This is a genomic window from Endozoicomonas sp. ALE010 (genome assembly GCF_049310165.1).
Lineage (GTDB): Bacteria > Pseudomonadota > Gammaproteobacteria > Pseudomonadales > Endozoicomonadaceae > Endozoicomonas.
Genome location: NZ_JBLYNV010000001.1, coordinates 41331 through 67479, shown reverse-complemented (window position 1 = coordinate 67479; position 26149 = coordinate 41331). Strand labels below are relative to the sequence as shown.

12 protein-coding genes are annotated in these 26149 nt (G+C 49.5%); all 12 read left to right on the top strand.

The features are described 5' to 3' along the window. Positions 1-57: 57 nt before the first annotated feature. Positions 58-852: a hypothetical protein gene (locus ACO6UY_RS00130; RefSeq protein ID WP_422444811.1), complete on the top strand. Its 795-nt coding sequence runs from the start codon at positions 58-60 to the stop codon at positions 850-852. A 39-nt stretch (positions 853-891) separates the two neighbouring features. Continuing rightward, complete coding sequence (locus ACO6UY_RS00125) at positions 892-2025, top strand: RAP domain-containing protein (RefSeq protein ID WP_422444809.1); 1134 nt, start codon at positions 892-894, stop codon at positions 2023-2025. 115 nt (positions 2026-2140) lie between these two features. Next, a complete protein-coding gene (locus tag ACO6UY_RS00120) occupies positions 2141-5029 on the top strand; it encodes a DUF1601 domain-containing protein (RefSeq protein WP_422488761.1) in 2889 nt (962 codons plus the stop codon). Between the two features lie 186 nt (positions 5030-5215). Then, positions 5216-5380: a hypothetical protein gene (locus tag ACO6UY_RS00115; protein WP_422459216.1), complete on the top strand. Its 165-nt coding sequence runs from the start codon at positions 5216-5218 to the stop codon at positions 5378-5380. A 226-nt stretch (positions 5381-5606) separates the two neighbouring features. Next, entirely contained in the window at positions 5607-9029 is a 3423-nt protein-coding gene (locus ACO6UY_RS00110; RefSeq protein WP_422459218.1) for a DUF1601 domain-containing protein, read from the top strand. Positions 9030-9266: 237 nt separating this feature from the next. Then, positions 9267-12953 (top strand): DUF1601 domain-containing protein, encoded by a 3687-nt coding sequence (locus ACO6UY_RS00105; protein ID WP_422459220.1) that lies wholly within the window; start codon positions 9267-9269, stop codon positions 12951-12953. Between the two features lie 112 nt (positions 12954-13065). Then, positions 13066-14487, top strand: a complete 1422-nt coding sequence (locus ACO6UY_RS00100; protein WP_422459222.1) for a hypothetical protein — start codon at positions 13066-13068, stop codon at positions 14485-14487. Continuing rightward, complete coding sequence (locus tag ACO6UY_RS00095) at positions 14477-14782, top strand: RAP domain-containing protein (protein ID WP_422459224.1); 306 nt, start codon at positions 14477-14479, stop codon at positions 14780-14782. Before ACO6UY_RS00100 ends, ACO6UY_RS00095 begins: the two co-directional genes overlap by 11 nt. A gap of 242 nt (positions 14783-15024) precedes the next feature. Further along, positions 15025-17919 (top strand): DUF1601 domain-containing protein, encoded by a 2895-nt coding sequence (locus tag ACO6UY_RS00090; RefSeq protein ID WP_422459226.1) that lies wholly within the window; start codon positions 15025-15027, stop codon positions 17917-17919. A gap of 112 nt (positions 17920-18031) precedes the next feature. Beyond that, a complete protein-coding gene (locus ACO6UY_RS00085; protein ID WP_422488759.1) occupies positions 18032-21028 on the top strand; it encodes a DUF1601 domain-containing protein in 2997 nt (998 codons plus the stop codon). Positions 21029-21249: 221 nt separating this feature from the next. After that, positions 21250-22488 carry a hypothetical protein gene (locus ACO6UY_RS00080; RefSeq protein WP_422488757.1) on the top strand — a complete coding sequence of 413 codons (1239 nt, stop codon included), beginning with the start codon at positions 21250-21252 and terminating at the stop codon, positions 22486-22488. A gap of 145 nt (positions 22489-22633) precedes the next feature. After that, positions 22634-26071 carry a DUF1601 domain-containing protein gene (locus tag ACO6UY_RS00075; RefSeq protein ID WP_422488755.1) on the top strand — a complete coding sequence of 1146 codons (3438 nt, stop codon included), beginning with the start codon at positions 22634-22636 and terminating at the stop codon, positions 26069-26071. Positions 26072-26149: the final 78 nt, after the last annotated feature.

Genomic DNA, 26149 nt, shown 5'->3' with positions numbered 1-26149 from the left:
TTCTGAACAGAACCGCAGTCTGCTTTTTATATTCTCATGAATTGATGAAATATAATTATGGATAGAAGCACTGCTGGTATCAGCGGTAAATACGCAAGATCAAGCAATGATCACAACCGACCGGATGATCATGCCGCTTCTTCAAGGCATGGGCAATACAGACAGGGTACAGTCAGACGACGGGATCATTCCTCCCGTACTACCCCGGGGCGCAATGAATTTTGCCACTCGTCTGGCGCACGCCCCTCTCCATATCTAATACACCGTTCAATAAACCCTGCTGAAGATTTTAGCGCCCTCACCAAACAGGAAATAATGGATGATCTGGTGAGTAAATCGAATCATTTCGGTCACCGCTATGATGGGAGAAATCATGGGCAATATGCCAGTTCAATTAAAAGATACACGTCAGCGTCAAAAAGACCGTTAAATCCAGCGGAACAAAGCCAGCTGATACGTTTGCTAAAACATTTTACAGTCACCCAGAGCTGGAATTGGCGAAGCCTGACGACAACACTTTATTCATTTACTTCAGCGGGTGTTTTTACCCCTCATAAACCCATGGGTGAGCGCGTTAAGCTTACTCAAGCTGTCTTATTGTCAACGCTACTTGATACAATCACATTCAAGTGCAACCAAAAACCTCAAGCATGGGATATTGATGCCCAGGGAATCGCCAACCTGCTGTGGGCCATGGCAAAACTGGTGGACAACGGGCAGCAATGGACACCAGGGCTCAAAGAAGCTGTGGCAGCGCTGTTACCCCTCGTGAACTCAGAGAAAAACCAGTTTATTCCTCAGCATATCGCCAACCTGCTGTGGGCCTTGGCGAAACTTGTGGGCCACGGGTAAGAGTGGACACCAGGGTTCAACGGGGCCCTGTTCGCACTGTTGCCTCACGTTAACGCACAAAAGAACCAATTTAATGCCCAGGGCATCGCCAATCTGCTCTGGGCCATGGCAAAACTGGTGGACAACGGGCAGGAGTGGGCACCAGGGCTCAAAGAAACTGTGGCCGCACTGTTGCCTCAGGTGAACATACAGAAAGACCAATTTAATGCCCAGGCTATCGCCAACCTGCTGTGGGCCATGGCGAAACTGGTGGACAACAGACAGGAGCGGACTCCAGAAATCAACGAAGCCGTGGCCTCGCTGCTGTCCCTGGTAAACGCAAAGAAAGCTGACTTTAAACCACAGGAAATCGCCAACCTGCTGTGGGCCATGGCCAAACTCGGTGAGTTCGTTGTGCTGAACATGGCTACCTCTACGTTCGAATCCCTTGTCTACCAAATCAGTTACAACCCTCAGTTCTCTCACCATGCCATATTGATGTCTCTCTGGGGAGTAATGGTATGCTGTGCCAGGTTGGCTCTGGACTCTAATACCAATAGAAATTATGTGCTTGAAAAGCATATGGATGACCTGTTTACTCGCCTGGAAAATATATCCCCGGTCAATGAAGAGGATCGATCCATCCTTGCCATGGCCGCATGTTGGCTTGGAAAACCATGTCCGGTCACCCCTCATTACCAGACAACCACTTCAAAATATCAGACCATCTTCCGCAATCAACTCCAATCTCGCATTCCCTTTTTGAAGATTGAAGAAGAAAAGAGTCTGCATTCATTACCTCCGGTTGATCTGCTACTGCCAGATCACAACATTATTATTGAAGTTCAGGGACCCTCTCATTACGTCAGCGGTGACTTCAAAACCCGGAATGGTTCAACTCTGCTTAAAATCGCACTGCTGAGAAAATCAGGATTTGAGGTCATTGAAATCCCGGTTAACGGGTTTTGGAACAAAGGTTTAATGAATAGATGTATTGATCAAATAAAGACCAGGGTAGACACCCCGGCACAAGGTCATGGCACTGTATCATTTAACATCGGGTGGACAGAAGAGGCCAACGTTGCTGCCAATAAAGGACGGCAATGCTCAGATCACTCTTACTTAAAGGCCGAAGAACATTTAGAACAGCACACACGCAAACCAAAAAGAAAAAGGAAGAGAAAAAAAAGGTAATAACCTCTTCCCTTTCATTATGGTTCCTGAACCATGTTCACATTCGAGCAAAATGAACTTCTGAACAGAATCGCAGTCTGCTTTTTATATTCTCATGAATTAATGAAATATAATTATGGATAGAAGCACTGCTGGTATCCGTGGTAAATACGCAAGGTCAGGTAATGAATATCACCAACCGGATAACCATGCCGCTTCTTCAAGGCATGGGCAATACAGACAGGGTACAGTCAGACGGCGGGTTCATTCTTCCCGCACTACCCCGGGGCGTAACGAATCTTGCCATTCTTATGACGCACGCTCTTCTCAATATTTACAGTGCCGTTCAGTACACCCTGCTCCAGATTTTAATGCCCTCATTAAACAGGAAATAATGGATGATCTGCTGAAAAAATCGGATCGTTTCGGTTATCGCTATGATGGGAGGAATCACGGGCAATATGCCAGTTCCATTAAAAAATACGCATTAGCTGTTAAACGACCGTTAAATCGAGCTGAACAAAGCCAGCTGCTACGTTTGCTGCAACACTTTACCGCAGTACGCAGCTGGAATTGGCTAAGCCTGTCGACAACACTTCATTCATTGACTTCAGCAGGTGTTTTTACCACTTATAGACCCATGGATGAGCGCGTCAGGCTTACTCAAGCGAACATATTGTCAACGCTATTTGATGCAATAATATTCAAGTGCCATCAAACATCTGAAGCCAGGTATATTGATACTCAGGGAATTACCAACCTGCTGTGGGCCATGGCGAAAATGGTGGACTTGGGGCAGGATCAGACACCAGAGCTGAAACAGGCCGTGGCCGCGCTATTGTCCCTTGTAAACGCCCGGAAAACCAATTTTAATCCACAGGAAGTCGCCAATCTGCTGTGGGCCATGGCGAAACTGGCGGACAAAGGGCAGAAGCAGACACCAGGACTCAAAGAAGCCCTGGCTACCCTGTTGCCCCATGTAAACGCACAGAAGGCTAACTTTAAACCACAGGAAATCGCCAACATACTCTGGGCCATGGCCAAACTGGTGGACGGCGGCCAGCAGCAGACACCAGCGTTGAAACAGGCTTTAGCTGCGCTGTTACCCCACATAAATGCATCGAAAGATAACTTCAAACCACGGGATATCGCCATCCTGCTGTGGGCCATGGCGAAACTGGTGGACAACGGGCATAAGCAGACACCGGAACTCAACGAGGCCCTGGCTGCGCTGTTGCCTCATGTGAACGCACTGAAAGACCAATTTGATGCCCAGGGTATCGCCAACCTGGTGTGGGCCATGGCGAAACTGGTGGACAACGGGCAGGAATGGACACCAGAACTCGAAGAGGCTCTGGCCGCGCTATTGCCCCGCGTGAACGCGCGCAAAGCTAACTTTACTCAACAGGAAATCGCCAATCTGCTGTGGGCCATGGCAAAACTGGTGAACAACGGACTGGAGCGGACGCCAGAGTTCAAAATGACCGTGGTCGCGCTGCTGCCCCTCGTGAGCGCACATAAAGACCAATTTATTCCTCAACATATCGCCAACCTGCTGTGGGCCATAGCGAAACTGGTGGACAATGAGCAGGAGCGAACACCTGCGCTCAATAAGGCCGTGGTCGTGCTGTTCCCCCAAGTGAGCGCACAGAGAGACCAATTTATTCCTCAGCATATCGTCAATCTGCTCTGGGCCATGGCGAAACTGGTAGACAACGAACAGGAGCGTACACCGGGGCTTGGAGAGGCTGTGATCGCGCTGTTGCCCCTCGTGAACGCACAGAAAGCTAACTTTAAAACACAGGAAATGGTCAACCTGATGTGGTCCATTGCCAAACTGGTTGACAATGGGCAAAAGCGTACACCAGAACTCAACAAGGCTGTGGCTGCGCTGCTGCCCCGCGTGAACGTACAGAAAGACTATTTTACTGCCCATAGTATCGCCAACCTGCTATGGGCCCTGGCAAAACTGATGGACAACGGGCAGGACATGACCTCAGTGCTAAAAGACGCCGTAGCCGCGCTGTTGCCCCACGTCAACGCACAGAAAGCTAACTTTAAACCACAGGGTATCGCCAACCTGCTGTGGGCCCTGGCGAAGCTGGTGGATAACGGACAGGAGCGATCATCAGAATTCAATGAGGTCGTAGCCGCGTTGTTGCCCCTCGTGAACGCACAAAAAGCTAACTTTAATCCCCAGGCTATTGCCAACCTGCTGTGGGCCATGGCAAAACTGGTGGAACACGGGCAGGAGCAGACACCAGAGTTCAACAAGGCCGTGGCCGTTCTGTTACTCCTCGTGAACACACAGAAAGACCAATTTACTCCTCAGCATATCGCCAACCTGCTGTGGGCCATGGCGAAACTGGGTGAGTTCGTTGAGCTGAACGTGGCTATGGCCACGTTTGAGCCTCTTGTCCACCGAATCAGTAAAAACCCTCATGTCTCTCTCAAGGCAATATTGATGTCTCTCTGGGGAGTAATGGTATGCTGTGCCAGGTTGTTTCTGGTCTCTAATGCCAATAAAAATAATGTGTTTGAAAAGCACATGGATGACCTGTTTACTCGCCTGAAAAATACATCCCCGGACAATGATGAGGATAAACGCGTCATTGCCATGGCCGCAAGTTGGCTCGGGAGACCCTGTCCGGTTACCCCCCATTACCGGATAGTCGTTTCACAACCTCAAACCGGCTTTCGCGAACAACTCCAATCACGCATTCCCTCTTTGAAGATTGAAGAAGAAAAGTGTCTGAACTCATTGCCTCCGGTTGACCTGCTACTGCCGGATTACAACATGGTTATTGAAATTCAGGGACCAACTCATTACGTGAGTGGTGATTTCAACACCAGGAATGGTTCGACTCTGCTTAAAATCGCCCTGCTGCAAAAATCAGGATTTGAGGTCATTGAAATCCCGGTTAACCAGCTTTGGAACCTGGATTCAATGAAACTGTGTATTGATCGCATAAAGACCAGGGTAGACATCCGGGCACAAGGGCATGGTTCTGTATCAATTACTTAACCCGGATATTTCATCAGTATGAACTTCTGAACAGAGCAGCAGTCTGCTTTTTATATTTTCATGAATTAATGAAATGAATTTTACCCTTCTTCTGCCGCATACTCTTCTCAATATCTGCTGCGCCGTTCAGTAAACCCTGCTCAAGATTTTAATGCTCTCACCAAACAGGAAATAATAGATGACCTGGTGAGTCAATCGGAGCGTGTCGGTCATCGCTATGATGGGAGAAATCACTGTCTGTATGCCAATTCAATTAAACAATACACGTCAGCTGCTAAAAGACCGTTAAACCAGGCGGAACAAAGCCTGCTGATACGTTTTCTACAAAATTTGAGGCTTATGATAACATAAGCCTATTCTCGGTCAGCCTCCTAGAGGGACATGGCTCAGTATCACTTATTTAAAAGCGGGGTAAAGATGAGCTATGTATAACTGTCGATAAAGGATGGCAACACTGTAACTTAACCGCCGAAAAACATTCAGCAGAGCAAAGAGACAAACCAAAAAGTAAAAAATGAACTTCTGAACCGAACAGCAGTCTGTTTTTTATATTTCCATGAATTAATGAAATGTAATTATGGATAGAAGCTCTGCTGGTATCAGTGGTCAACACGCAAGATCCGATAAAAATTACAATCAGTCGAATGACCATGCTGCTTCTTCAAGGCATGGGCGATATAGACATGCCACAGTCAGACAATGGGATAATCCCCCCCGGTCTACCACAGGGCGTAATGAATTTTACTGTTCTACCGGCACACGCTCTTCTCAATATCTACAGTACCGTTCAGTAAACACTGCCCAGGATTTTAATGCTCTCATCAAACAAGAAATAATGGCTGGTCTGGTGAGTACATCTGGTCGTTTCGGTCATTCCTATGATGGGAGAAATCACAGTCAATATGCCAGTTCAATTAAAAAATACACGTCAGCTGCTAAAAGACCACTAAATCAAGCGGAACAAGGCAAGCTGATAAGTTTTCTGCAAAATTTTACAGCAACACGGAGCTGGAGTTGGCGAAGCCTGTCAACAACACTTCATTCATTGACTTCAGCGGGTGTTTTTACCCCTCATAAACCCATGGATGAGCGTGTAAAGCTTACCCAAGCTGCCTTATTGTCAACGCTACTTGATGCAATAGTATTCAAGTGCCATCAAAAACCTGAAGCCAGGGATATTGATGCTCAGGGAATCGCCAACCTGCTGTGGGCCATGGCAAAACTGGTGAGCAATGGGCAAGAGTGGACATCAGGGCTCAAAAAGGCCCTGGCTGCGCTGTTGCCCCACGTGAACGCACAGAAAGACCAATTTATTCCTCAGCATATCGTCAACCTGCTGTGGGCCATGGCAAAGCTGGTGGACAACGGACAGAAGCGGACACCAGAGCTCAAAGAGGCCGTGGCCGCGCTGTTGCCCCAAGTGAACGCACAGCAGGACCACTTTAATGCTCAGGGCATTGCCAACCTGCTGTGGGCCATGGCGAAACTTGTGGGAAATGGACAGGAGCGGACACCAGGGCTCAAAGAGGGTGTGGCAGCGCTGTTGCCCCACGTGAACGCACAGAAGGACCGATTTAATGCTCAGGGCATTGTCAACCTGCTGTGGGCCATGGCGAAACTTGTGGACAACGGGCAGGAGCGGACATCAGGGCTCAACGAGGCCGTGGCCGCGCTGTTGCCCCACGTGAACACACAGAAAGCTCACTTTAAACCACAGGAAATCACCAACCTGCTATGGGCCATGGCGAAACTGGTAGACAACGGACAGGAGCGGACACCAGAGCTCAAAAAGGCCGTGTCCGCTCTGTTGCCCCAGGTGAACGTACAAACAGCTAACTTTAAACCCCAGGAAATCGCCAACCTGCTGTGGGCCATGGCGAAACTGGTCGACAACGGGCAGGAGCGAACACCAGAACTCGAAGAGGCCGTGGCCGCGCTTTTGCGCTACGTGAACGCACAGAAAGACCAATTTAATGCCCAGAGTATCGCCAACCTGCTATGGGCTATGGCGAAACTGGTGGACAACGGACAGGAGCAGACACCAGAGTTCAACGAGAACATGGCCGCGCTGTTGCCCCGCATCAACGCACAGAAAGACCAATTTATCCCTCAGCATATCGCCAACCTGCTGTGGGCCATGGCGAAACTGGTGGACAACGGGCAGGAGCGGACACCAGAGCTCAACGAGGCCGTGGCCGCGCTGTTGCCCTACGTGAACGCACACAAAGACCAATTTATTCCACAGCATATCGCCAACCTGCTGTGGGCCATGGCAAAACTGGTGAGCAATGGGCAAGAGTGGACATCAGGGCTCAAAGAGGCCCTGGCTGCGCTGTTACCCCACGTGAACGCTCAGAAAGACCAATTTATTCCTCAGCATATCGTCAACCTGCTGTGGGCTATGGCGAAACTGGTGGACAACGGACAGAAGCAGACACCAGAGTTCAGCGAGGCCGTGGCCGCACTGTTACCCCACATAAACGCACAGAAGGACCAATTTAATGCTCAGGGTATCGCCAACCTGCTGTGGGCCATGACGAAACTGGTGGACAACGGCCAGGAGTGGATACCAGGGCTCAGCGAGGCCGTAGCCGCGCTGTTGCCCCAAGTGAATGCACAGAAAGCTAACTTTAATCCACAGGAAATCGCCAACCTGCTGTGGGCCATGGCGAAACAGGTAGACAACGGGCTGGAGCAGACGCCAGAGCTCAAAGAGGCTGTGGCCGCGTTATTGCTCCTCGTGAACGTACAGAAAGCTAACTTTAAATCACAGGAAATCGCCAGCCTGCTTTGGGCCATGGCGAAACTGGTGGACAACGGCCAGGAGCAGACACCCGAGCTCAACGAGGCCGTGGCCGTACTGTTACCCCACGTGAACTCACAGAAAGACCAATTTATTCCTCAGCATATCGCCATCCTGCTATGGGCCATGGCGAAACTCGTGGACAACGGACAGGAGCGGACATCAGGGCTCAAAGAGGCTGTTGCCGCGTTGTTACCCTACGTGAACGTACAGACAGCTAACTTTAAACCACAGGAAATCGCCAACCTGCTGTGGGCCATGGCGAAACTGGTGGACAACGGTCAGGAGCGGACACCAGGGTTTAACGAGGCCGTGACCGCGCTGTTGCCCCAAGTGAACGCACAGAAAGACCAATTTACTCCTCAGCATATCGCCAACCTGCTGTGGGCCACGGCAAAACTGGGCGAGCTCGTTGAGCTGAACGTGGTTACCTCCACGTTCGAATCGCTTGTCCGCCGAATCAGTAAAAACCCTCAGCTCTCTCAGCAAGCGATATTGATGTCTATCTGGGGAGTAATGGTCTGCTGTGCCAGGTTATCTCTAGACTCCAATACCAATAATAACGTGCTTGAAAAACACATGGATGACCTGTTTAATCGCCTGGAAAATACCTTCCCAGACAATGAAGAGGATCAACGCATCATTGCCATGGCCGCAAGTTGGCTTGGCAGAGCGTACCCGATCATCCTCCACTACGAGACCATCATTTCAAAACCGCAATCCGACTTCCGCAATCAACTGCAATCAAGTATTCCTTTTTTGAAGATTGAAGAAGAAAAGAGTCTGAACTCATTACCGCCGGTTGACCTGCTACTGCCAGATCACAAGATGGTTATTGAAGTTCAGGGACCGTCCCATTACGTAAGTGGCGATTTCAACACCAGGAATGGTTCGACTCTGCTTAAAATCGCACTGCTGCAAAAAGCAGGATTTGAGGTCATTGAAATCCCGGTTAACCAGCTTTATAACCAGGATTCAATAAAACGATATATTGATCACATAAAGACCAGAGTAGACACCCCGCCGAGGGGGCATGGCTCTGGATCACTTAAAAGAGCTTGGGCAGATGAGGCATACGTGACCGCCGATAAAAGATGGCAGCCCGCAGATCACTGTGACTTGACCGCCGAAGAACATTTAGAAGAGCAAGCATGCAATCCCAAAAGTAGAAAAAGGAAGAGAACAAACAGCCAGTAATCTTCTCCCTTCATCATGACTCAAGAACCGTTTTCACATTTCAGGAAAGGAATGCCGGTGTGGAACCCATGTGTTCTAACAATCTTCCTCCGGATGATTTGAAAATAACGGATTGCTGACATCAGGAGTAGTTGTGCTCTCTCAACCGGTTACGTCTATCGCTATTTCAGCAAAATGAACTTCTGAACAGAACAGCAGTCTGTTTTTTATATTTTCATGAATTGATGAAATGTAATTATGGATAGAAGCTCTGCTGGTATCAGTGGTAAATACGCAAGATCCGATAACGATTACAACCAGCCGAATGACCATCCCGGATATTCAAGGCGTGGGCGATATAGAGATGCCACAGTCAGACGATGGCATAATCCCCCACGCACCACACCGAGGCATAATGGATTTTACCATTCTTCTGGTGCATACACTTCTCAATATCTACAGAGCCGTTCAGTAAGCCCTGCTCAAGATTTTAATGCTCTCATCAAACAGGAAATAATGGATGGTTTGCTGAGTAGATCGGCTCGTTTCGGTCATCGCTATGATGGGAGAAATCACGGTCTATATGCCAATTCAGTCAAACAATACACGTCAGCTGCTAAAAGACCGTTAAACCAGGCGGAACAAAGCCAGCTGATAGGTTTTCTGGAAAATTTTACCGCAGCACGGAGCTGGAATTGGCGAAGCCTGACAACAACACTTCATGCATTTACTTCAGCGGGTGTTTTTACCCCTCATAGCCCCATGGATGAGGGTGTTAAGCATACTCAAGCTACCTTATTGTCAACGCTACTGGATGCAATAATATTTAACGGCAACCAAAGACTAAAAGACAGTAATATTGATGCCTGGGGAATCGCCAACCAGCTGTGGGCCATGGCAAAACTGGCGGACAACGGACACGAGCAGACACCAGGGCTCAAAGAGGCCGTGACTGCGCTGTTACCCCACGTAAGCGCACAAAAATCTAACTTTATAACACAGGGAATCGCCAACGTGCTGTGGGCCTTGGCCAAACTGGTGGACAACGGCCAGGAGCAGACACCTGGGCTCAAAGAGGCCGTGGCTGCGCTGTTACCCGACGTAAATGCACAGAAAGCTAATTTTAATCCACAGGGAATCGCCAACCTGCTGTGGGCCATGGCGAAACTGGTGGATAACGGGCATGAACAGACACCGGGGCTTAAAAAGGCTGTGGCCGCGTTGTTGCCCATCGTACGCGAACAGAAAGACCAACTTCATACCCTGGGAATCATCAACCTGCTATGGGCCATGGCGAAACTGGTGGACAACGGGCTGGAGCAGACAACAGATCTCAGCGAGGCCGTAGCAGCGCTATTGCCCCGCGTGAGCGCACAGAAAACTGACTTTAAACCACAGGGTATTGCCAACCTGCTGTGGGCCATGGCAAAACTGGTGGACAACGGGCAGAAGCTGACACCCGAGTTCAATGAGGCCGTGGCCGCACTGTTGCCCCACGTGAACCCACAGAAAGACCAATTTGATTCTCAGCATATCGCCAGCCTGCTGTGGGCCATGGCAAAACTGGTGGATAACGGACATGAACAGACAGCGGGGCTTAAAAAGGCTGTGGCCGCGCTGTTGCCCCACGTGAACGCACATAAAAACCAATTTAATGCCCAGGGAATCGCCAACTTGCTGTGGGCCGTGGCGAAACTGGTGGACAACGGGCAGGAGCAGACACCGGGGCTCATAGAGGCCGTGGCCACGCTGTTACCCCACGTGAACGCAAAGAAAGACCAATTTATACCTCAACATATCACCATCCTGATGTGGGCCATGGCTAAACTGGTGGACAACGGGCAGGAGCAGTTGCCAGAATTCAACAGTACTGTGGTCGGACTGCTACCTTATGTGAACGCAAGGAAAGACCAATTTATACCTAAGCAAATCGTCAACCTGCTGTGGGCCATGGCGAAACTGGTGGACAACTGGCAGGAGCAGACACCAGAACTCAAACAGGCCGTGGCCGCGCTGTTGCCCCGCGTGAACGCACAGACAGAGCAATTTAATGCCCAGGGAATCTCCAACCTGCTGTGGGCCATGGCGAAACTGGTGGACAACGGGCAGGAACGGACACCAGAGATCAAAGGGACCCTGGGAGCCCTGTTACACCACGTGAACGCACAGAAATACCAGTTTATTCCTCAGCATATCGCCATCCTGTTGTGGGCCATGGCGAAACTGGTGGACAACGGGCAGGAGCAGACACCAGAGTTCAACGTGGCTGTGGCCCAGCTGTTGTCCCACGTGAACGCAACCAGAGACCAATTTACTCCTCAGCAAATTGCCAACCTGTTGTGGGCCATGGCGAAACTGGTGGACAACGGGCAGGAACAGACACCAGGGCTTAAAACAGCTGTGGCCGTACTGTTGCCCCACGTGAACGCACAGGCAGACCAATTTAATGCCCAGGGAATCACCAACCTGCTGTGGGCCATGGCGAAACTGGTGGACAACGGCCGGGAACAGACACCAGGGCTTAAAACAGCTGTGGCCGCACTGTTGCCTCACGTGAAGGCACAGAAAAACCAATTCAATGCCCAGGATATTACCAACCTGCTCTGGGCCATAGCGAAACTGGTGGACAACGGACAGGAGCAGGCATCAGGGCTCAACGAGGCCATGGCCACGCTGTTACCCCTCGTAAAACTACTGAGAGACCAATTTATTCCTCAGCATATCTCCAACCTGCTGTGGGCCATGGCGAAACTGGTGGACAACGGCCTGGAGCCGACACCAAAGTTCATCGAGGCCGTGGCCCGCCTGTTGCCCCACGTGAACGCAATGAATGACCAATTTAATCCTCAGCAAATCGCCAACCTGCTGTGGGCCATGGCAAAACTGGTGGACAACGACCAGCAACAGACATCAGGGCTTAAAAAAGCTGTGGCCACGCTGTTACCACACGTGCACGCACATACAGCCAACTTTACACCAAAGGCAATCACCAACCTGCTGTGGGCCATGGCAAAACTGGTGGAAAACGGAGAGTGGACACCAGGGCTTAAAGAAGCTGTGGCCGCGCTGCTGCCCTGCGTAAACCCACAGAAAGCTCAATTTGATCCTCAGCAAATCGCCAACCTGCTGTGGGCCATGGCGAAGCTGGGTGAACTCGTTGAGCTGCACGTGGTTACCTCTACATTCGAATCGTTGCTCTGCCGATTCAGCGACAACCCTCAGCTCTCTCAGCAAGATATAGTGATGTCTCTCTGGGGAGTAATGGTATGTTGTGCCAGGTTGTCTCTGGCCCCCAATGCCATTAAAAATAACGTGCTTGAAAAGCACATGGATGACCTGTCCACTCGCCTGGAAAATACATCCCCGGACAATCAAAAGAATCAACAAATCATTACCATGGCTGCCATTTGGTTGGGGAGAGCGTGTCCGATCATCCCCCATTACCGGACAACTATTTCAAAACCTCAAGCCAACTTACGCAATCAACTCCAATCACGCATGCCCTCTTTGAAGATTGAACAGGAAAAGAGCCTGAACTCATTGCCTCCCGTTGACCTGCTACTGCCAGATCACAACATGGTGATTGAAATTCAGGGACCGTCTCATTACGTAAGTAATGATTTCAAAATCAGGAATGGTTCAACTCTGCTTAAAATAGCACTGCTGAAAAAATCAGCATTTGAGGTCATTGAAATCCCGGCTAACCAGCTTTGGAGACAGAATTCAATGAAACAATGCATTGATCAAATAAAGGCCAGGGTGGACATACCGCCACAGGGTCATGGCTGTGTATTACCTGACATCGGATCGATAGAGGAGACAAACGTTACCGCCGATAAAAAGTGGCAATCTTCAGGTCATTGTTACTTAGCCGTTGAAGAAAATTCAGAAAGGCAAACAGACAAACCAAAAAACAGAAAAAGGAAAAGAAAAAAAAGGCACTAACCACTTCCCTTTCATCATGACTCAAGAACCGTGTTCACATTCCGACAAAATGAACTTCTGAACAAAACAGCAGTCTGTAGTTTATATTTTCATGAATTAATGAAATATAATTATGCACAGAACCTCTGCTGGGATCAGTGGTAAATACGCAAGATCCGATAAAGATTACAACCAGCCGGATGGCCATGCTACTTCTTCAAGGCGCGTACAATATAGACAGAATATAGTCAGAAAGTGGGATAATCCCCCCCGCACTACCCCGGGGCGTAAGGAATTTTACCGTTCTTCTGGCGTATGCCCTTCTCAACATCTACAGAGCCGTTCAGTAAACCCTGCTCAAGATTTTAACGCCCCCATTAAACAGGAAATAATGGATGATCTGGTGAATAAATCGTATCGCTTCGGTCATCGCTATGATGGGAGAAATCACGGTCTGTATGCCAATTCAATTAAAAAATACACGTCAGCTGCTAAAAGACCGTTAAATCAAGCGGAACAAACCCAGCTGATACGTTTGCTGCAAAATTTTACAGTAACACGGAGTTGGAGTTGGCGAAGCCTGTCAACAACACTTCATGCATTGACTTCAGCGGGTGTTTTTACCCCTCATAGACCCATGGATGAGCGTGTTAAGCATACTCAAGCTGTCTTATTGTCAATGCTACTGGATACAATAATATTCAAGTGCAACCAAAAACCTGAAGCCAGGAATATTGGTGCCCAGGGAATCGCCAACCTGCTGTGGGCCATGGCGAAACTGGTGGACAACAGGCAGGAGCAAACACCAGAACTCAAAGAGGCCGTGGCCGTGCTGTTGCCTCACATGAATGCACAGAAAGACCACTTTATTCCTCAGCAAACCGCCAACCTGCTGTGGGCCATGGCGAAACTGGTGGACAAGGGCCTGCAACAGACACCAGGACTTAAAAAAGCTGTAGCCGCGCTGTTGCCCCACGTGTACGCAAATAAAGCCAACTTTACACCACAGGCAATTGCCAAACTGCTGTGGGCCATGGCGAAACTGGTGGAAAACGGAAAGTGGACACCAGGTCTTAAAGAAGCCGTGGCCACGCTGCTGCCCTACGTGAACCCACAGAAAGCCCAATTTGATCCTCAGCAAGTCGCCAACCTGCTGTGGGCCATGGCGAAGCTGGGGGAACTCGTTGAGCTGCACGTGGTTACCTCTACGTTCGAATCGTTGCTCTGCCGATTCAGTGACAACCCTCAGCTCTCTCAACAATTTATATTGATGTCTCTCTGGGGAGTAATGGTATGTTGTGCCAGATTGTCTCTGGCCCCCAATGCCAATAAAAATAACGTGCTTGAAAAGCACATGGATGACCTGTTTACTCGCCTGGAAAATACATCCCCGGACAATGAAAAGGATCAACGCATCATTGCCATGCATTGCCATGGCCGCCAGTTGGCTTGGGAGAGCGTGTCCGATCGTTCCCTATTACCAGACAACCATTTCAAAACCTCAAGCCGACTTTTGCGATCAACTCCAATCATGCATGCCCTCTTTGAAGATTGAACAAGAAAAAAGCCTGAACTCATTGCCTCCCGTTGACCTGCTACTGTCAGAACACAACATGGTTGTTGAAATTCAGGGGCCGTCTCATTACGTAAGTAATGATTTTAAAATCAGGAATGGTTCGACTTTGCTTAAAATAGCACTGCTGCAAAGATCAGGATTTGAGGTCATTGAAATCCCGGCTAACCAGCTTTGTAGCCAGAATTCAATGAAACTATGCATTGATCAAATAAAGACCAGGTTGGACATCCCGCCCCAGGGCATGGCTGTGCATCACCTGACATCGGATCGGTAGAGGAGACAAACGTTACCGCCGATAAAAAGTGGCAATCTTCAAGTCATTGTTACTTAGCCGTTGAAGAAAATTAAGAAAAGCAAACAGACAAACCAAAAAACAGAAAAGGAAAAGAAAAAAAAGGCACTAACCACTTCCCTTTCATCATGACTCCGGAACCGTGTACACATTCCGGCAAAATGAACTTCTGAACAGAACAGCAGTCTGTTTTTTATATTTTCATGAATTGATGAAATATAATTATGCATAGAACCTCTGCTGGTATCAGTGGTCAATACGCAAGATCCGATAAAAATTACAACCATCCGGATAACCATCCCAGATCTTCAAGGCATGGGCGATATAAACATGCCACAGTCAAACAATGGAATAATCCCCCACGCACTACCCAGGGGCGCAATGAATTTCACCATTCTTCTGGCGCACACACTTCTCAATATCTACAGAGCCGTTCAGTAAACCCTGTTCAAGATTTCAGTGCTCTCATCAAACAGGAAATAATGGATGGTTTGCTGAGTAAATCGGATCATTTCGGTCATCGCTATGATGGGAGAAATCACGGTCTGTATGCCAATTCAATTAAACGATACACATCAGCTGCCCAAAGACGGTTGAATCGAGCGGAACAAAGCCAGCTGATGCATTTTCTGCAAAATTTTACCGTAACACGGCGTTGGGGCTGGCGAAGCCTTACGACCACACTTCATGCATTGACTTCAGCGGGTGTTTTTACCCCTTATAAACCCGTGGATGAGCGTGTCAGGCACACTCAGGTTGCCTTATTGTCAACGCTACTTGATGCAATCATATTCAAGTGCAACCAACAACCTCAAGCCCGGGACATTGATGCCCGGGGAATCTCCAACCAGCTGTGGGCAATAGCAAAACTGGTGGACAACGGGCAGGAGCACACACCAGGGCTCAAAGAGGCCGTGGCCGCGCTGTTGCCACATGTGAATGCAAAGAAAGACCAATTTATTCCTCAGGGCATTGCCATCCTGCTGTGGGCCATGGCGAAACTGCTGGACTACGGGCAGGAGCAGACACCAGAGTTCAAAGAGGCCGTGGCCGCGCTGTTGCCCCACGTGAACGCACTGAAGGACCGATTGAAAGCTCAGGACATTGTCAACCTGCTGTGGGCCATGGCGAAACTTGTAGACCACGGGCAGGAGCGAACACCGGGGCTCAACAAGGCCGTGGCCACGTTATTGCCCCTTGTGCACGAACAGAAAGACCAACTTACTACTCAGGGAATCGCCAACCTGTTATGGGCCATGGCGAAACTGGTTGACAACGGACAGGAGCGAACACCAGGGCTCAACGAGGCCGTGGCCGCGCTGTTGCCCCACGTGATTACACAGAAAGTTCAATTTAATGCCAATGATATTGCCAGCCTGCTTTGGACCATGGCGAAACTGGTGGACAACGGGCAGGAAAAAACACCAGGGCTTAAAAAGGCTGTGGCCGCGCTGTTTCCCCAAGTGAGCACGCAGAAAAACCAATTTAATGCCCAGGGAATCGCCAATGTGCTGTGGGCCATGGCGAAACTGATGGACAACGTGCAGGAGCAAACACCAGGGCTCATAAAGGCCGTGACTGTGCTGTTGCCCCAAGTGAACGTACTGACAGCTAACTTTAACCCCCAGGAAATCACCAACCTGCTATGGGCCATGGCGAAACTGGTGGACTACGGGCAGGAGCGGACACGCGAGCTACATGGGGCCGTGGCTGCGCTGTTGCCCCGCGTGAACGCACAGAAAGCTAACTTTAAACCACAGGAAATCGCCAACCTGCTGTGGGCCATGGCGAAACTGGTGGACTACGGGCAGGAGCAGACACCAGAGTTCAAAGAGACCGTGGCCGCACTGTTGCCCCACGTGAACGCACAGAAGGACCAATTTAAAGCTCAGGGCAATGTCAACCTGCTGTGGGCCATGGCGAAACTGGTGGACAACGGAATGGAACGAACACAAGGGCTCATGGAGACCGTGGCCGAACTGCTACCCCACGTGAACAAACAGAAAGACCAATTTATTCCTCAGCATATTGCCAACCTGTTGTGGGCCATGGCAAAACTGGTGGACAACGGGCAGGAGTGGACACCAGAACTCAAAGAGGCCGTGGCCGCGCTTTTGCACCACGTGAACGCACCGAAAAACCAGTTTAATACCCAGGATATCGCCAACATGATTTGGGCCATGGCAAAACTGGTGGACAACGGAGAGTGGTTGCCAGAGCTTAGAGAAGCTATGTTCGTAGTGTTGCCCCACGTGCCCCCACAGAAACACCAATTTAATCCTCAGCATATCGCCAACATTCTGTGGGCCATGGCGAAACTGGGTGAACTCGTTGAGCTACACGTGGTTACCTCTACGTTCGAATCGCTGGTCTGCCGATTAAGTGACAACCTTCAGCTCTCTCAGCAAGATATATTTATGTCTCTCTGGGGCGTAATGGTATGCTGTGCCAGGCTGTCCCTGGACTCCAATGCTAATAAAAGTAACATGCTTGAAAAGCACATGGTTGACCTGTTTACTCGCCTGGAAAATACATCCCCGGACAATGAAAAGGATCAACGCATCATGGCCATGGCCGCCAGTTGGCTTGGGAGAGCGAGTCCGATCATCCCCCATTACCAGACAACCATTTCAAAACACCAAGCCGACTTCCGCGATCAACTCCAATCATGCATGCCCTCTTTGAAGATTGAAGAAGAAAAGTGTCTGAACTCATTGCCTCCCGTTGACCTGCTGCTGCCAGATCACAACATGGTGATTGAAATTCAGGGACCGTATCATTACCTGAGTAATGATTTTAAAATCAGGAATGGTTCGACTCTGCTTAAAATTGCACTGCTGAAAAAATCAGGATTTGAGGTCATTGAAATCCCGGTTAACCAGCTCAGCAGCCTGAATTCAATAAAACTATGCATTAACCAAATAAAGGCCAGGGTGGACACCCCGCCACAGGGTCATGGCTGTGTATCACTTAACAGCGGATGGGCAGATGAGACAAACGTTACCGCCGATAAAGGGCAGCCATCCCCGGATCACTGTTATTTAACCGTCGAAGAAAATTCAGAAAAGCACACAGACAAACCAAAAAAAAGAAAAAGGAAAAGAAAAAAAAGGCACTAACCACTTCCCTTGCATCATGACTCCAGAACCGTGTTCACATTCCAGGAAAATGAACTTCTGAACAGCACAGCAGTCAGCCTTTTATATTTTCATGAATTGATGAAATATAATTATGCATAGACCCTCTGCTGGCATCAGTGGTCAATACGCAAGACCAGGTAATGATTACAGCCAACCGGAAAACCATGCCGCTTCTTCAAGGCCCGGGCGATATAGACATGCCACAGTCAGACAATGGGATAATCCTCCCCGCACGCCCTCCGGTCGTGATCAATTTTATAATTCTTCTGGCGCATGTCCTTCTCATTATCTACTATGCCGCTCAGTAAACCCTGCTCAAGAATTCAATGCCCTGATTAAACAGGAAATAATGGATGATCTGCTGAGTAAATCGAATCGTTTCGGTCACCGCTATGATGGGAGACATCACGGGAAATATGCCAGTTTAATTAAAAAATACTCGTTAGCTGCTAAAAGACCGTTAAATCAGGCTGAACAAAGCCAGCTGATTCATCTGCTGCAAAATTTTACCGCAACACGGAGTTGGAATTGGCGAAGCCTGACGACAACACTTCATTCATTGACTTCAGCGGGTGTTTTTACCCCTCATCAACCCATGGATGAGCGTGTCAAGCTTACTCAAGCAGCCTTATTATCAACGATACTTGATGCAATAATATTCAAGTGCAGCAAAAAACTTCAAGCCGGGGATATTGAAGCCCAGGAAATCACCAACATGCTCTGGGCCATGGCAAAACTGGTGGCCAACGGGCAGGAGCTAACACCAGAACTCAAAGAGGCCGTGGTTGCGCTGTTGCCCCACTTACACGCGGAGAAAGCTCACTTTATACCACAGGAAATCACCAACCTGCTGTGGGCAATGGCAAAACTGGTGGGCAGTGGGCAACAGTGGACGCCAGAGTTCAACGGGGCCGTGGCCGCGCTGTTGCCCCATGTGAACGCACAGAAAGCTAACTTTAAACCACAGGAAATCGCCAACCTGGTGTGGGCTATGGCGAAACTACTGTACAACAAGCCAGAGCAGACACCAGGGCTCAAAGAGGCCGTGGCCGCACTGTTGTCCCACGGGAACATACAGGAAGCTAACTTTAAACCACAGGAAATCGTCAATCTGCTGTGGGCCACAGCGAAACTGGTGCACAACGGGGAGTGGACACCAGAGCTTATAGAAGCGGTGGCCGCGCTGTTGCCCCACGTTAAAGCACAGAAAGACCAATTTCTTCCTCAGGGAATCGCCAACCTGCTGTGGGCCACAGCGAAACTGGTGGATAACGGGCAGAAGCAGACACCAGAGTTCAAAGAGGCTGTGGCTGTGCTGTTACCCCACGTGAGCGCACCGAAAGCTAACTTTAAACCACAGGAAATCGCCAACCTGCTGTGGGCCATGGCGAAACTGGTAAACAACGGACAGGAGCAGACACCCGAGCTCAACGAGGCCGTGACCGCGCTGTTATCCCACGTGAACATGGAGAAAGCTGACTTTAAACCACAGGAAATCGCCAACCTGTTGTGGGCCATGGCGAAACTGGTGGACAACGGGCAGCAGCAGACACCAGAACTCAAAGAGGCCGTGGCCGCGCTGTTGCCCCATGTAATCGCACAGAAAGCTGACTTTAAACCACAGGAAATCACCCACCTGCTGTGGGCCATGGCGAAGCTGGTGGGCAACGGGCAGGAACGGGCACCCGGACTCAACGAGGCTGTGGCCGCGTTGTTGCCCCACGTGAAAGCACAGAAAAACCAATTTAATGCCCATAGTATCGCCAACCTGCTGTGGGCCATGGCGAAAGTGACGGACAACGGGCAGGAGCAGACACCCGAGTTCAGAGAGACTCTGGTCGCGCTGTTGCCCCACGTGCTGGCACAGAAAGCTAACTTTAAACCACTGGAAGTCGCCAACCTGCTGTGGGCCATGGCAAAACTGGTGGACAACGGACAGGAGCAGACATCAGCGTTCAAAAAGGCAGTGGCCGCCCTGTTACCCCACGTGAAAGCACAGAAATACCAATTTTTTCCTCAGCAAATCACTATCCTGCTGTGGGCCATGGCGAAACTGGTGAACAACAGGCAGAAGCAGACACCAGCGTTCAAAGAGGCCGTGGTTGCGCTGTTGCCCCTCGTGAACGCACAGAAAGGCCAATTTAATGCCCAGCATATTGCCAACCTGTTGTGGGCCATTGCGAAACTGGTGGACAACGGGCAGGAGTGGACACCAGAGTTCAAAGAGGCCGTGGCCGCGCTGTTGCCCCACGTGAACGCACAGAAAGGCCAGTTTAGTACCCAGGGTATCACCAACATGCTGTGGGCCATGGTGAAACTGATGGACAGCGGGCAGGAGCAGACACCAGAGATGAAAGAGGCCGTGGCCGCGCTGTTACCCCATGTGAACGCACAGAAAGACCAATTTAATACCCAGGGTATCGCCAACCTGTTGTGGGCCATGGCGAGCCTGGGTGAGTTCGTTGAACTGAACGTGGTTACATTTATGTTCGAATCGCTTGTCTACCGAATCAGTGAAAACCCTCAGTTTTCTCAACAAGAGATATTGATGTCTCTCTGGGGAGTAATGGTGTGCTGTGCGAGGTTGTCTCTAGACTCCAATACCAATAAAAATAACGTGCTTGAAAAACACATGGATGAACTTTTTTCTCGCCTGAAAAATACATCCCCGGACAATGAAGAGGATCAACGCATCATTGCCATGGCCGCAAGCTGGCTTGGTAAAGCCTGCCCGGTCGTCCCCCATTACCGGACAAATATTTCAAAACCTCAAGCCGACTTTCGCAATCAACTCCAATTATGCATGCCATCTTTGAAGATTGAAGAGGAAAAGAGCCTGAACTCATTATCGCCGGTTGACCTGCTACTGCCAGATCACAACATTGTTATTGAAATTCAGGGACCGACTCATTACGTGAGTAGTGATTTCAAAACCAGGAAGGGTTCGACTCTGCTTAAAATTGCACTGCTGAAAAAAGCAGGATTTGAAGTCATTGAAGTTCCGACTAACACGCTTTGTAACCGGGATTTATTAAAGCCCTGTATTGATCAAATAAAGACCAGGGTCAACATCTTGTTACAGAGGTAAGTAGTTGACCAAATAGAATCGTTACTCAATCGTCAAACAACATTCAGAAGAGCAAACAGACAAACCAGAATACAGGTAGACACTGTTTGTCTCGCTCCGAATGATTTTCAAGTAGATGGATTGAACTAATGACCAGTACTTCGATCTTAATAAGTAAGCACAGGCTCAAGCTGAATAAACTGTTTGATCTTATTGATGACTCATCAACAAGGAGAAATGTAATGATTAGAAGTATGGTCACTGATAATTTACAGGCTCCGACGACACAACAGGGATTTACCAGAGAAACTCTCCCTGACCAACCTGATCATGTCGGGCAAAAACTTAACATCGCCCCACAATTGACAACCGACGGCGATGGAATTCAGGAACAACATCCCGCCAGTCTTTCCAACCGAACCATTACTGGCTTGAACCCTCATTCTGCGTCGTCACCTGAAATTTACTGGGTAGCAGCCCACATGGATAATAATCCCCGGCGCAATTGTTGTGTGAGCTATGCCAATGTATCGGATACGGCTCAACCGAAAACTGTCCGGATTGGCAACCAGCAACTGATGACACTGGATGCTTCGCAAGCATTTGTTGATTGGGCTCTAGAGGAATACAAAAGCCATATAGAATTCCATAACTTCAGCTTCCTGGTTGATTTTTTAAGCAAAAACAGCGACATCGAATACATTGTTGATATTGGCTGTGGTTTCGGAGCAATATCCCTGTTAATGCAAAACTATCTCAAAGAGCTGTACCCCCGGATCAAAGTAGTTCCTGTAGATATCAAAAATGCTTACGCTAATTGCGATGGAACTTTTTGTAACGATCCACAGCCCATTAACATAATTCCGGCTCAGGAAATTGCTGGCGCTAATCCTGCAACCACTTTATTTACCGCGATACACGCTTTTACCGGCTTGCCTTCGGAAGAAATGCAACTTTGCAAAGAGATTGCCCAGGGGCAAACTGAGTTTTATCTCACCACACTCATAAAAAACAACCCTGGTTGTTTTGTCCTGATCACCGAAGACCCGGACGTATCCTCACCCCAGCAATATATTCCCCCGGAGCTGGTGTACACCAAACATTACCACGCGCTCGCGCAGAGCTCTACGCTGGAGGAGCTTGAGACACAACCCCTTCGCCAGGCAAAAGCCGCAGAAATGAACGCAGAAAACGCTGATATCTACCGGTTAAACCAGTTGCTGGCAAAACTTCCTGCACAGCGGGATCATTATCTATCTTTGACCTCCATAAATACAGAATATCGTCAACAGGAAATTGGTTTAGTACCTTGGCAATACACGCCGGATTATATCTTCAATTGTTCTCTTAAAAGCATGACACTGAACGAGAGGATTAAATCCTTCGATAACATCAAATATGAGGTCGCAAAACATAACCTGGAGCTAAATTGCTGGCATGTCTATCGCCACGATACGGATGGTTCAGAAGCTTCCCGGTGAATCTGGACAGCCACCAAGACACACTCGGCTGATGGTCGGACTCTGCATTACTCAAACACGCTTTTATAGATATTTCAGTAAAATGAACTTCTGAACAGAACAGCAGTCTGCTTTTTATATTTTCATGAATTGATGAAATATAATTATGTATAGAACCTCTGCTGGCATCAGTGGTCAATACGCAGGGCCGGGTAATGATTATAACCAACCGGAAAACTGTACCACTTCTTCAAGGTCCGGGCGGTATAGACATGCCACCGTCAAACAATGGCATAATTCCACCCGCACTACCCCCGGGCGTAATGAATGTTATCATTCTGCTGGCGCATCTTCTTCTCATTATCTACTGCACCGTTCAGTAAACCCTGCTCAGAATTTTAATGCCCTAATCAACCACGAAATAATGGCTGGTCTGGTGAGTAAATCGAATCGTTTCGGTGATCGCTATAATGGGAGACCTCACAGCCAATATGCCAATTCAATTAAAAAATACACGTCAGTTTCTAAAAGGCCGTTAAATCGGGCTGAACAAAGCCAGTTAATAAATTTTCTGCAAACATTTACCGCAACACGACGTTGGCATTGGCGAAGTCTGACGACAACACTTCATTCATTTACTTCAGCGGGTGTATTTACCCCTCATAGCCCCGTGGATAGGCGTGTTCAGCTCACTCAAACGACCTTATTGTCCACGCTACTGGATGCAATCATATTCAAGTGCAACCAAAAACCCGAAGTCAGGGATATAGATTCCCAGGGAATCGCTAACCTGCTGTGGGCCATGGCGAAACTGGTGGACAACGGGCCGGAGTGGACACCAGAGTTCCAAGAGGCCATGGCCGCACTGTTACCCCATGTAATCGCACAGAGAAAGCAATTTAATGCCCAGGGTATCGCCAACCTGCTGTGGGCCATGGCGAAACTGGTGGACAAAAGACATGAGCAGACACCAGAGATCGAAGCGACCGTAGCCGCGTTGTTGCCCACCGTGAACACACAGAAAGCTGACTTCAATCCACAGGAAATCGCCAACCTGCTGTGGGCCATGGCGAAACTGGTGGACAACGGGCAGAAACGGACACCCGAGCTCAAACGGACCCTGGCCGCGTTGTTGCCCCACGTGAACACACAGAAAGCTGACTTCAATCCACAGGAAATCGCCAACCTGCTGTGGGCCATGGCGAAACTGGTGGACAACGGGCAGGAGCGGACACCCGAGTTCAATGAGGCCGTGGCCGCGCTGTTGCCTCAAGTGAACCCAAAGAAAGACCAATTTGATCCTCAGCATATCGCCAGCCTGCTATGGGCCATGGCGAAACTGGTGGATAACGGACATGAACAGACACCGGGGCTTAAAAAGGCTGTGGCCGCACTGCTGCCCCACGTGAACGCACATAAAAACCAATTTAATGACCAGGGAATCGCCAACTTGCTGTGGGCCGTGGCGAAACTGGTGGAAAACGGGCAGGAGCAGACACCGGGGCTTAAAAAAGCTGTGGCCGCGCTGCTGCCCCACGTGAACGCAAAGAAAGATCAATTTATACCTCAACATTTCACCATCCTGTTGTGGGCCATGGCGAAACTGGTGGACAACCTGCAGGAGCAGATGCCAGAGTTCAACAAGACTGTGGTCGGTCTGCTGCCTTACGTGAACGCAAGGAAAGACCAATTTATACCACAGCAAATCGTCAACCTGCTGTGGGCCGTGGCGAAACTGGTGGACAACGGACAGGAGCAGACACCGGGGCTTAAAAAAGCTGTGGCCACGCTGTTGCCCAACGTGAACGCACAGACCGACCAATTTAATGCCCAGGGAATCTCCAACCTGCTGTGGGCCATGGCAAAACTGGTGGACAACGGGCAGGAGCAGACACCAGAACTCAACCAGGCTGTGGCCGCGCTTTTGCCCTGCGTGAAAGTACAGAAAGATCAATTTATACCTCAGCAAACCACCAACCTGCTATGGGCCATGGCGAAACTGGCGGACAACGGGCACGAGCAGACACCAGAGTTCAACAAAACCCTGGCTGCGCTGTTGACCTGCGTGATCGTACAAAAAGCTAATTTCAAACCACAGGGTATCGCCAACCTGCTCTGGGCCATGGCGAAACTGGTGGACAGTGGACAAGACCGGACACCAAAGCTGAACAAGGCCGTAGCCGCGTTGTTGCTCCCCGTGAAGACACTGAAAGACCAATTTATTCCTCAACATATCGCCAACCTGCTCTGGGCCATGGCGAAACTGGTGGACAGTGGACAAAACCGGACACCAAAGCTGAACGAGGCCGTAGCCGCGCTGTTGCTCCCCGTGAAGACACTGAAAGACCAATTTATTCCTCAACATATCGCCAACCTGCTCTGGGCCATGGCGAAACTGGTGGACAAAGGCCAGAAGCGGACACCAGAGTTTGACGAGGCCGTGGCCGCGCTGTTGCACCGGGTGAACACACAGAAAGCTGACTTTAAACCACAGGAAATCGCCAACCTGTTTTGGGTCATGGCAAAACTGACGGACAGCGGACAGAGGCGAACTCCAGAGTTCAACAAGACTGTGGCCACGTTATTGCCCCATGTGAGCGCTCAGAAAGCTAACTTCAAAGCACAGGAAATCGCCAACCTGCTGTGGGCCATGGCGAAACTGGTAGACAACGGGCAGGAGCGGACACCAGCGCTCAACGGGGCCATTGCCACGCTATTGCCGCAGGTAAACGCACATAAAGACCAATTTATTCCTCAGGGTATCGCCAACCTGCTGTGGGCCATGGCGAAACTGGTGGACAACGGGCAGGAACAGACATCAGGGCTCAAAGAGGCGGTAGCCGTGCTGTTGCCCCGCGTGAGCGCACAGCAGGCTAACTTTAAACCACAAGGTATTGCCAACCTGCTGATGGCCATGGCGAAACTGGGTAATCTCGTTGAGCTGAACGTGCTTACCTCTACGTTCGAATCGCTTGTCCGCCGACTCAGTGACAACCCTCAGTTCTCACAGCAAGAGATATCGATGTCTCTCTGGGGTGTAATGGTCTGCTGTGCCCGGTTGTATCTGACCTCCAATACCTATAAAAATAACGTGCTTGAACAGCACATGGATCACCTGTTTACTCGCCTGGAAAATACACCCACAGACGATGAAGAGGATCTATCCATCATTGCCATGGCCGCAAGTTGGCTTGGGAGAGCGTGTCCGGTCACCCCTCATTACCAGACAACCATGTCAAAACCTCAAACCGACTTCCGCGATCAACTCCAATCATGCATTCCCTCTTTGAAGATTGAAGAAGAAAAGAGTCTGAACTCTTTACCGCCGGTTGACCTGATTCTGCCGGATCACAACATCGTTATTGAAGTTCAGGGACAGTTTCATTACGTGAGTGATGATTTCAAAACCAGAAATAGTGCGACTATGCTGAAAATCGCACTGCTGCAAAAGGCAGGATTTGAGGTTATTGAAATCCCGGCTAACACAATTTGGAAACCGGATTTAATGAAACCATACATTGATCAAATAAGAACCAGGGTAGACGTCCCGCTCAAGGGAGAGGGCACTGTATCACTTAACAGCGAGGGAGACAGATTGGGCTAACATGACTGCCGATAAAAGATGGCAACTCTCAGATCAAAGTTATTTAACTGCCTGAGAATATTTAGAGGAGCAAACAGA

What these genes read in the sequence shown, in the direction of transcription:
- ACO6UY_RS00130 (WP_422444811.1), top strand. Translation starts at nt 58, where the DNA reads ATGGATAGAAGCACTGCTGGTATCAGCGGTAAATACGCAAGATCAAGC.
- ACO6UY_RS00120 (WP_422488761.1), top strand. Translation starts at nt 2,141, where the DNA reads ATGGATAGAAGCACTGCTGGTATCCGTGGTAAATACGCAAGGTCAGGT.
- ACO6UY_RS00110 (WP_422459218.1), top strand. Translation starts at nt 5,607, where the DNA reads ATGGATAGAAGCTCTGCTGGTATCAGTGGTCAACACGCAAGATCCGAT.
- ACO6UY_RS00105 (WP_422459220.1), top strand. Translation starts at nt 9,267, where the DNA reads ATGGATAGAAGCTCTGCTGGTATCAGTGGTAAATACGCAAGATCCGAT.
- ACO6UY_RS00100 (WP_422459222.1), top strand. Translation starts at nt 13,066, where the DNA reads ATGCACAGAACCTCTGCTGGGATCAGTGGTAAATACGCAAGATCCGAT.
- ACO6UY_RS00090 (WP_422459226.1), top strand. Translation starts at nt 15,025, where the DNA reads ATGCATAGAACCTCTGCTGGTATCAGTGGTCAATACGCAAGATCCGAT.
- ACO6UY_RS00085 (WP_422488759.1), top strand. Translation starts at nt 18,032, where the DNA reads ATGCATAGACCCTCTGCTGGCATCAGTGGTCAATACGCAAGACCAGGT.
- ACO6UY_RS00080 (WP_422488757.1), top strand. Translation starts at nt 21,250, where the DNA reads ATGATTAGAAGTATGGTCACTGATAATTTACAGGCTCCGACGACACAA.
- ACO6UY_RS00075 (WP_422488755.1), top strand. Translation starts at nt 22,634, where the DNA reads ATGTATAGAACCTCTGCTGGCATCAGTGGTCAATACGCAGGGCCGGGT.